Source organism: Phenylobacterium aquaticum (genome assembly GCF_947378715.1).
Lineage (GTDB): Bacteria > Pseudomonadota > Alphaproteobacteria > Caulobacterales > Caulobacteraceae > Phenylobacterium > Phenylobacterium aquaticum_A.
This window is the reverse complement of the sequence record NZ_CANCLE010000166.1, coordinates 1-8,183: the sequence shown is the minus strand read 5'-3', so window position 1 is coordinate 8,183 and position 8,183 is coordinate 1. Positions and strand designations below refer to the sequence as shown.

General features: G+C 66.6%; 12 protein-coding genes, 1 tRNA gene and 1 pseudogene. All 14 read left to right on the top strand.

The genetic code is table 11. From position 1 onward, the window contains the following. A pseudogene (tuf, locus tag Q7P21_RS17335) lies at positions 1-307 on the top strand (elongation factor Tu); the annotation flags it as partial. A gap of 314 nt (positions 308-621) precedes the next feature. After that, positions 622-697, top strand: a tRNA-Trp gene (locus Q7P21_RS17330). A gap of 69 nt (positions 698-766) precedes the next feature. Next, positions 767-1,078 carry a preprotein translocase subunit SecE gene (gene secE / locus Q7P21_RS17325; RefSeq protein ID WP_304178092.1) on the top strand — a complete coding sequence of 104 codons (312 nt, stop codon included), beginning with the start codon at positions 767-769 and terminating at the stop codon, positions 1,076-1,078. Positions 1,079-1,083: 5 nt separating this feature from the next. Further along, positions 1,084-1,653 carry a transcription termination/antitermination protein NusG gene (gene nusG / locus Q7P21_RS17320; RefSeq protein ID WP_304178090.1) on the top strand — a complete coding sequence of 190 codons (570 nt, stop codon included), beginning with the start codon at positions 1,084-1,086 and terminating at the stop codon, positions 1,651-1,653. A gap of 275 nt (positions 1,654-1,928) precedes the next feature. Continuing rightward, positions 1,929-2,360: a 50S ribosomal protein L11 gene (gene rplK, locus Q7P21_RS17315; RefSeq protein ID WP_304170844.1), complete on the top strand. Its 432-nt coding sequence runs from the start codon at positions 1,929-1,931 to the stop codon at positions 2,358-2,360. 3 nt (positions 2,361-2,363) lie between these two features. After that, complete coding sequence (rplA, locus tag Q7P21_RS17310; protein WP_304170843.1) at positions 2,364-3,053, top strand: 50S ribosomal protein L1; 690 nt, start codon at positions 2,364-2,366, stop codon at positions 3,051-3,053. Positions 3,054-3,178: 125 nt separating this feature from the next. Next, on the top strand, positions 3,179-4,375 hold the full coding sequence (locus tag Q7P21_RS17305; protein WP_304178089.1) for an acetyl-CoA C-acetyltransferase: 1,197 nt from the start codon (positions 3,179-3,181) through the stop codon (positions 4,373-4,375). A gap of 23 nt (positions 4,376-4,398) precedes the next feature. Continuing rightward, positions 4,399-5,223 (top strand): enoyl-CoA hydratase-related protein, encoded by an 825-nt coding sequence (locus Q7P21_RS17300; protein ID WP_304178087.1) that lies wholly within the window; start codon positions 4,399-4,401, stop codon positions 5,221-5,223. 57 nt (positions 5,224-5,280) lie between these two features. Beyond that, positions 5,281-5,526, top strand: a complete 246-nt coding sequence (locus Q7P21_RS17295) for a type II toxin-antitoxin system VapB family antitoxin (RefSeq protein ID WP_304170838.1) — start codon at positions 5,281-5,283, stop codon at positions 5,524-5,526. After that, a complete protein-coding gene (locus Q7P21_RS17290; protein WP_304170836.1) occupies positions 5,523-5,921 on the top strand; it encodes a type II toxin-antitoxin system VapC family toxin in 399 nt (132 codons plus the stop codon). The genes Q7P21_RS17295 and Q7P21_RS17290 overlap by 4 nt, the downstream gene beginning before the upstream one ends. Before the next feature lie 341 nt (positions 5,922-6,262). Next, positions 6,263-6,778, top strand: coding sequence for a 50S ribosomal protein L10 (gene rplJ / locus Q7P21_RS17285; RefSeq protein ID WP_304170834.1), 516 nt, complete (start codon positions 6,263-6,265; stop codon positions 6,776-6,778). 42 nt (positions 6,779-6,820) lie between these two features. Next, entirely contained in the window at positions 6,821-7,198 is a 378-nt protein-coding gene (gene rplL, locus Q7P21_RS17280; RefSeq protein ID WP_304170832.1) for a 50S ribosomal protein L7/L12, read from the top strand. A 168-nt stretch (positions 7,199-7,366) separates the two neighbouring features. Then, positions 7,367-7,927, top strand: coding sequence for a DUF5655 domain-containing protein (locus Q7P21_RS17275; RefSeq protein WP_304178085.1), 561 nt, complete (start codon positions 7,367-7,369; stop codon positions 7,925-7,927). 13 nt (positions 7,928-7,940) lie between these two features. Beyond that, on the top strand, positions 7,941-8,183 hold a 243-nt coding region (locus Q7P21_RS17270), incomplete at its 3' end, for a DUF2867 domain-containing protein (RefSeq protein ID WP_304178084.1).

The window sequence follows — 8,183 nt, the reverse complement described above, 5'->3', positions numbered from 1 at the left end:
GTGCAAGCCGGGTTCGATCACTCCGCACACCAAGTTCGTGGCCGAAGCCTATATCCTGACGAAGGAAGAGGGCGGCCGTCACACGCCGTTCTTCACCAACTATCGTCCCCAGTTCTACTTCCGCACGACGGACGTGACCGGGATCATCAAGCTGCGCGAAGGCGGGGACATGATCATGCCGGGCGACAACGCCGAGCTGGACGTCGAGCTGATCACCCCGATCGCCATGGACCAGGGCCTGCGCTTCGCCATTCGCGAAGGCGGCCGGACCGTCGGCGCCGGCGTGGTGTCCAAGATCATCGAATAGTGAGAAGCGCCGGTCCGCTCAGGCGGACCGGATGCGATCGACAACGATTTGTCGATCGCCGCGCCGAACGCCCGTAGCGTAAGCGAAGGGCCGCCCTCGTCAGAGGGTGACGCTGAAGACCAGGCCGCCCAGGGAAACCCGGGCGGCCTTTTCTTTGTTTCAATTTCACTTTCGGGAACACCGCCGCCGCTCTTGCTCCGAAGCAGGCTCGCTGCTAAACCGCGCGGCTCCGGCGATGAGCCGAGCGCGCCGGAAGGTCCTTCCGGCGCGCTGTTCATTGTTCCGGAGACCGGCCCCGCGAGGGGAAGGTGCGTAGGAGTGTAGCTCAGCTGGTAGAGCATCGGTCTCCAAAACCGAGGGTCGTGGGTTCGAGTCCCTCCACTCCTGCCAATCTATGACTATGTAAGACCCGGGCGCGGAGGTCCGCCGCCCTTATCTAGAGAGTGTCGAGACGCCTTGATGGCCAGGAAACCGGGTTCAACGCCGCAAGCGATGAAAAATCGCGCCGCCAAGACGGCCGCGGCCATGGCGCCGGCGTCCGCCCTGGCTCAGCCGGCGGCCGCCCCCAAGAAGCGCACCAGCCCCGCCCAGTTCGCCCGTGAGGTCCGCGCCGAGGCGCGCAAGATCACCTGGACGAGCCGCAAGGAGACCTGGATCACCTCGGTGATGGTGGCGATCATGGTGGTGATGGCCTCGGCGTTCCTGTTCGGCGCCGACGCGCTGATCGGCTTCCTCGTCGGTCTGGTCCTGAAATTCGCGAAGGCGGGATAAGAGAAATGAACGCCGAGACCCAAACGCCCGTGGCCGCCAATCCGCGCCACAAGTGGTACATCGTCCACGCCTATTCGAACTTCGAGAAGAAGGTCGCGGAATCGATCCGTGAGCAGGCGCACAATCAGGGCCTGGACGACACCTTCTCCGACATCCTGGTGCCCACCGAGGACGTCGTCGAGATCCGTCGCGGCCGCAAGGTCAATGCCGAGCGCAAGTTCTTCCCGGGCTATGTCCTGGTGAAGATGGAGCTCACCGACGAGGCCTACCACCTCATCAAGAACACGCCGAAGGTCACCGGCTTCCTGGGCAGCCAGAACAAGCCGCAGCCGGTCTCGGAAAAGGAAGTCGCGCGCATCATCGGCGCCATCGAAGAGGGCGTCGAGCGGCCGAAGCCCACCATCTCCTTCGAGATCGGCGAGCAGGTGCGGGTCACCGACGGTCCGTTCGCCAGCTTCAACGGCTCGGTCGAACAGGTCGACGAAGAGCGCGCCCGCCTGCGCGTCACCGTCTCCATCTTCGGCCGCGCCACCCCGGTCGAGCTCGAATACGGCCAGGTCGAAAAGACCTCCTGATCTTGCGAAGGCGGGCTATCCCCGCCTGAGTGGTCTTTCCGCCCGCCTCATGTTTCGATTGAGGGGGCGATGCGCGCCCGATCGCCGCTTCGAACCACGAACCACATACGTCCTTCGTGGTTCATAGGGCCCGGGCGGTTGTGTCCCGGCCCGGCCCCTGCTAAGAGCCCGCCTTTCGCCGCGCCGGGTCCACCGGCTGCGGCTCAAATCCGTGGGAGGAGCGCCAATCTCCGCACCACGGCTCAACAGACCGGATACCGGTCAAAGAGGAGAACATGGCCAAGAAAATTCTGGGCTATATCAAGCTGCAGGTGAAGGCGGGCTCCGCCACGCCTTCGCCGCCCATCGGGCCGGCGCTCGGTCAGCGCGGCGTGAACATCATGGGCTTCTGCAAGGAGTTCAACGCGCGCACTGAGAAGGAAGTCAAAGGCACGCCCCTGCCGACGATCATCACCGTCTATCAGGACAAGTCCTTCACCTTCATCACCAAGACCCCGCCCGCGACCCACTTCATCAAGGAAGCGCTCGGCCTGAAGTCCGGCTCCAAGACGCCGGGCCGCGAGGTCGCCGGTTCGATCACGCGCGCCCAGCTGATCGCGATCGCCGAGCACAAGATGAAGGACCTGAACGCCAACGACATCGACGCCGCGGCCAAGATCATCGAGGGCTCCGCCCGTTCGATGGGCCTGCAGATCGTGGAGGCCTAAGCCATGACCAAGCAAGCCAAGCGCATCCAAGCCTGGACCGGCGACCGTCTGGTCGCCCACGCCGTCACCGACGCCGTGAAGCTGGTGAAGGCCAACGCCACCGCCAAGTTCGACGAATCCATCGAGATCGCCGTCAATCTGGGCGTTGACCCGCGTCACGCCGACCAACAGGTCCGTGGCGTGGTCAGCCTGCCGTCGGGCACCGGTCGTGACGTCCGCGTCGCGGTCATCGCCAAGGACGCCAAGGCCGCTGAAGCCACCGCCGCCGGGGCCGACATCGTCGGCGCCGAGGAGCTGGTCGAGCGCATCCAGGGCGGCTTCATGGAATTCGACCGCGTGATCGCCACGCCGGACATGATGGCCCTGGTCGGTCGTCTGGGTAAGGTGCTGGGCCCGCGCGGCCTGATGCCGAACCCGCGCGTCGGCACCGTGACGCCCAACGTGGCTCAGGCCGTGAAGGACGCCAAGGGCGGCGCCATCGAGTTCCGCACCGAGAAGACCGGCATCATCCACGCCGGCATCGGCAAGGCGAGCTTCACCGACGACGCCATCCTGGCCAATGTCCGCGCTCTGGTCGACGCCTTGAACAAGGCCAAGCCGTCCGGCGCCAAGGGCACCTACATCAAGAAGATCAGCCTCTCGTCCACCATGGGCCCGGGCTTCAAGATCGACGCCGGCTCGATCGGCGTCTGATCCCTGCGATCTGACGGAACAGGGAAGGGCGCGACGGCGACGTCGCGCCCTTCTTCGTGTCTGACGCACTTGACCGGCGCCCCGGCGGACTTCACTGACGGTGAAAACCCGTCGGAGGAATTCCCATGAAACGCGCCGCCATCGTCTCGCCGATCCGCACGCCGGTGGGCAAATTCCAGGGTAGCCTGGCCAGCATGACCGCGGGCGAACTCGGCGCGGTGATCCTGCGCGAGCTGGTGGCGCGGACGAAGATCGACCCGGCCCGCATCGACGACGTGATCTTCGCCCAGGGCTATGGCTCGGGTGAGGCGCCCTGCATCGCCCGCTGGTCGGCGCTGGCCGCCGACCTGCCGATCTCGGTGCCCGGCTACCAGCTGGACCGGCGGTGCGGCTCCGGCCTGCAGGCGGTGATCGACGCAGCCATGATGGTCCAGACGGGCGTCGCCGATGTGGTGGTGGCCGGCGGGGTCGAGAGCATGAGCAATGTGGAATACTACACCACCGATATGCGCAATGGCGCGCGCATGGGCTCAGTGACGATGCACGACCGCCTGCAGCGCGGCCGGGTGATGAGCCAGCCGGTCGAGCGGTTCGGGGTGATCTCCGGCATGATCGAGACCGCCGACAACCTGGCCCGCGACTATCAGATCTCCAGAGAGGAATGCGACGAATACGCCGCGACGAGCCACCAGCGCGCCGCCGCTGCCTGGGCCGCCGGCAAGTTCGACGACGAGCTGGTTCCGGTCTCGGTGAAGCAGAAGAAGGGCGATCCCGTCATCTTCGCCAGGGACGAGGGCGTGCGCGCCGACGCCACGGCCGAGAGCCTCGGTCAGCTGCGCGCCATCGAGAAGAACGGCGTGGTCACCGCCGGCAACGCCAGCCAACAGAACGACGCCGCCGCCGCCTGCCTGGTGGTGTCGGAGGACAAGCTCGCCGAGCTGAATCTCGATCCCATGGGCTGGTTCGTCAGCTGGGCCGCCGCGGGCTGCGAGCCGTCGCGGATGGGCATCGGTCCGGTTCCGGCCGTGGAGCGCCTGTTCGCCCGCACCGGCATGGGCTGGGACGACATCGACCTGGTCGAGCTGAACGAAGCCTTCGCCCCCCAGGTGCTGGCCGTGCTGAAGGGCTGGGGCTGGGACGAGCGCGACCGGCTGAACGTCAATGGCTCGGGCATCTCGCTCGGCCACCCGATCGGCGCCACCGGCGGCCGAATCCTGGCCAATCTGCTGCGCGAGATGCAGCGTCGCGACGCTCGCTATGGCCTGGAGACCATGTGCATCGGCGGTGGCCAGGGCATAGCGGCGATCTTCGAGCGGGCCTAGGCGCCGGGGCGGGGGAGGCGGTCATGGAGCTGAAGACCACCCGCTACGCGATCGATGACGGCATAGCGACTGTCACCCTGGCCCGGCCCAAGCGGCGCAACGCCTGGACTGGGCGGATGCATACCGAATACCGCTGGATCCTGCGGGAAGCCGACCTGGATCCGAAGGTGCGGGTGATCGTGGTGACCGGCGATTCCGATGGCCAGGCCTTCTGCGCCGGGGCCGATCTTGGCGCCCTCGACGGTCACGCCGAGAAGGGCCGTTATGATCCCGGCACCGACGAGGACATCGCCAATCCCGGCTTTGGGGTGGACCCGGCCTTCGACGCCAGCTTCGCCTATCACTTCGGGGTCGGCAAACCGATCATCGCGGCGATCAATGGCCCGGCGGCTGGCGTTGGCCTTGTGCTGGCCGCCTTCGCCGATCTGAGGTTCGCTGCGGCCGGGGCCAAGTTTACCGCCGCCCATGGCCGGTTCAACTTCCCCGCCGAGTTCGGCCTGTCCTGGGTGCTGCCCCGGATCGTGGGCCTGAGCCACGCCAATGACATCCTCTTGTCCAGCCGGGTGTTCACGGCGGAGGAGGCCCTGGCCATGGGCTTCCTGAACCGCCTGGTCGCCCCCGACGCCCTGATGGCCGAGGTCATGGCCTATGCCCGGATGCTGGCCGAGGGCGTCGCTCCCGGCTCGGCGCGCGAGACCAAGCGCCAGATCTACCGCGACCTGCACCGCGACGCCGCGGCCTCCGTCCAGGCGGCCGAGCGGCTGCTGGAGGAGATGATCAAGGCGCCGGACTATAAAGAGGGCGTGAAAGCCTGGTCGGAGAAGCGCAAGGCGGTCTGGACCGGCTGAGGCCGGGTTTCGCTACACGTCTAGATCATGCTATCTATCCGTCTAGACGGAGGCCCCATGGCGTTTCACGTACGCGACCCCGAGACCGACACCCTGGTCCGCGAACTGGCCCGCAAACGCGGGGTGGGCATCACCGACGCCATCAAGCTGGCCGTCGCCGCCGAACTTGAGCGCGTGGGCGAGGCGCCGTCGCAAATGGATCGGATCCGCGAAATTCAGGCGCGCATCGCTGAGCGCGGCCGGACGGGCTTCGTGGCTGACAAGGCGTTCTTCGACTGGCTGTCCGGTGAGGAAGACGTTTGATCTTCGTCGACGCTTCCGCCCTGTGCGCCATCCTGTTGGGTGAGCCTGACGCTGACATGTTGGCGGCGAGGTTGCTGGGCGAAACGGGGCTGCTGACCTCGGCGGTCGCCGTCTATGAAACGGTCGCCGTGGTGGCCCGGTCCGTCAAGGGAGACGTCAAAGCGGCGCGCCAGGATGTGACTGACATGCTTAGGGTGAACGACATCAGATTGGTCCCCATCGGCGAGGCGGAACGCGAGCTCGCGCTCGACGCTTTCGACCGCTACGGCAAGGGCCGCCATCCCGCCCGGCTGAACATGAGCGACTGTTTCGCCTATGCCTGCGCCCGCACCCATGGCGCGGCCCTGCTCTTCAAGGGGGACGACTTTTCGCTGACGGACGTCGCCGTCGCCTGAGGGCGGTTGAGTTCCCCCGCGTTCCCGTGTAAGAGCCGCGCCTTCTAGAGTTTCGCTTCTCCGTAAGGGGAGGCGGGTTGGGGGGCCAAGCCCCCCGATCCTGTCCATGAACTTCGAGGTCTCCGGGGTCACCGGAAGCCGTAACGCGGGGGGAGAGCCTTCCCCCGGTCGCAGGGAGACGGGAAGATGAGGTTTCGCCGTCCGGCCGCATCGCGGCGCGGGCGTGGAGACTGCGGCTTCTCAAGGACAGGCTGATCTCAAAGCGCGGGCTTGTCCCGTGCACGGGATCATTTGCGGTCTCGGGAATCGTCCCGGGGCCGGACCTGAGTATGGAGACCGCAATGGACCGCGCTCAAAAGCAGGAGTTCATCGATACGCTCAAGGGCGTCTTCGATAACGCCGGCGCCGTGGTCGTGACCCACAATCTGGGTCTGACCGTTGCGGAAATGACCGATCTTCGGGGCCGCCTCCGCAAGGAAGGCGCCCAGCTGAAGGTGGTGAAGAACACCCTGGCTCAAAAGGCTCTGGACGGTTCGATCGGCGCGGAGGGCGACGCCCTCTTCACCGGCCCTGTCGCCATCGCCTATGCGCCGGACCCTGTCTCCGCCGCCAAGGTCGCGACCCAGTTCGCCAAGGAAAACGAGAAGCTCGCCATCATCGGCGGCTTCATGGGTCTACAGGTTCTGGACAAGTCCGGTGTGAGCGCTCTGGCGACTCTGCCGTCTCTCGACCAGCTCCGCGCCAAGATCATCGGCCTCGTGCAAGCTCCGGCGACCAAGATCGCGGGCGTTCTGCAGGCGCCGGCGGCACAGCTCGCGCGCGTCATGTCGGCTTACGCCGCCAAAGACGCCGCCTGATCGTCATCTTCCGAACACACCCTATCAAAGGACTGAACCCAAATGTCGAAGCTTGAAAAGCTGGTCGAAGACCTCTCCGCCCTGACCGTCCTGGAAGCCTCTGAGCTGTCCAAGCTGCTGGAAGAAAAGTGGGGCGTTTCCGCCGCCGCTCCGGTGGCCGTGGCCGCCGCCGGCCCCGCCGCCGCTGTGGAAGCCGTGGAAGAGCAAACCGAGTTCACCGTTGTTCTGACCGCCGGTGGCGACAAGAAGATCAACGTGATCAAGGAAGTCCGCGGCGTCCGTCCGGACCTCGGCCTGAAGGAAGCCAAGGACCTGGTCGAAGGCGCTCCGCAGAACGTCGTCGAGAACGTCTCCAAGCAAAACGCCGAAGAAGTCGCCAAGAAGCTGACCGAAGCCGGCGCGACCGTCGTGATCAAGTAAGACCCGCGCCGCGCGCTCGCGCGGCAGGTCTTGAACGCTTAAGCGGCCCCGGAGGGAAACCTCCGGGGCCGTTTTCGTGGACGGGATCAGGCCGCCGTCGCGCCGATTTCGGCTGGTCAGGGGCGGCCGGCAAGGTCAGGCTGGTCCGCTCAATCCATGGAGACGGGCATGGCCTCGCTCGATCAGGCGGTCTCGACCTTCGAACGCAATCTGGCGGCCCAGACCGGCAAGGCGGTCGCCGAGTGGGTGAATCTCGTCCAGGCCAAGGGCTTCGAGAAGCACGGACAGATCATGGCCTGGCTGAAGGCGGATCACGGCCTCTCCCACGGCCACGCCAATCACGTGGCCAAGCGCGCCCTCGAGGCCGCCGCGCCCCGATCGACGGACGATCCGGCGGCCCATCTATTCGAGGGCGACAAGGCCGCGCTGCGTCCACTGTATGACGCGGTCGTCGCCTTCGCCGCAGGCCTGGGCGGGGACGTCGAAGTCGCACCCAAGAAGGCCAATGTCAGCCTGAGGCGGCGCAGGCAGTTCGCCCTGGTCCAGCCCAGCACGCGCACCCGCCTTGACCTGGGGCTCAATCTGAAGAACCGCGCGCCGGTCGGGCGACTGGAGCTGTCGGGCAGCTTCAACGCGATGTTCAGCCACCGGGTTCGGCTGGAGACCCGCGGGGACTTCGACGCCGAGGTCCAGGCCTGGCTGGCTGAGGCCTATGGCGAGGCCGAGTAGCCGGGAGCCCGCCATGCCGTCCGTCCGGAAAATCGCCTTCCCGTCCGAGAGTCGGCTGCAGGCCAAGATCGCCCAGGCCACCTACCTCGACGCCTGGGAGGCGGACCTTCGCGACCCGACCCTGACCGCGACCGAAATCGCCGCGCGGGCCCAAGGGGTGACGCCGGCCTGGGTCGAGGGATTGCTGGCGCTTCGCGACATGATCGTCCGACCGCTGGGCCTCAAGACCGTCGGGCGGCTCGGCGCCCGCCACCCG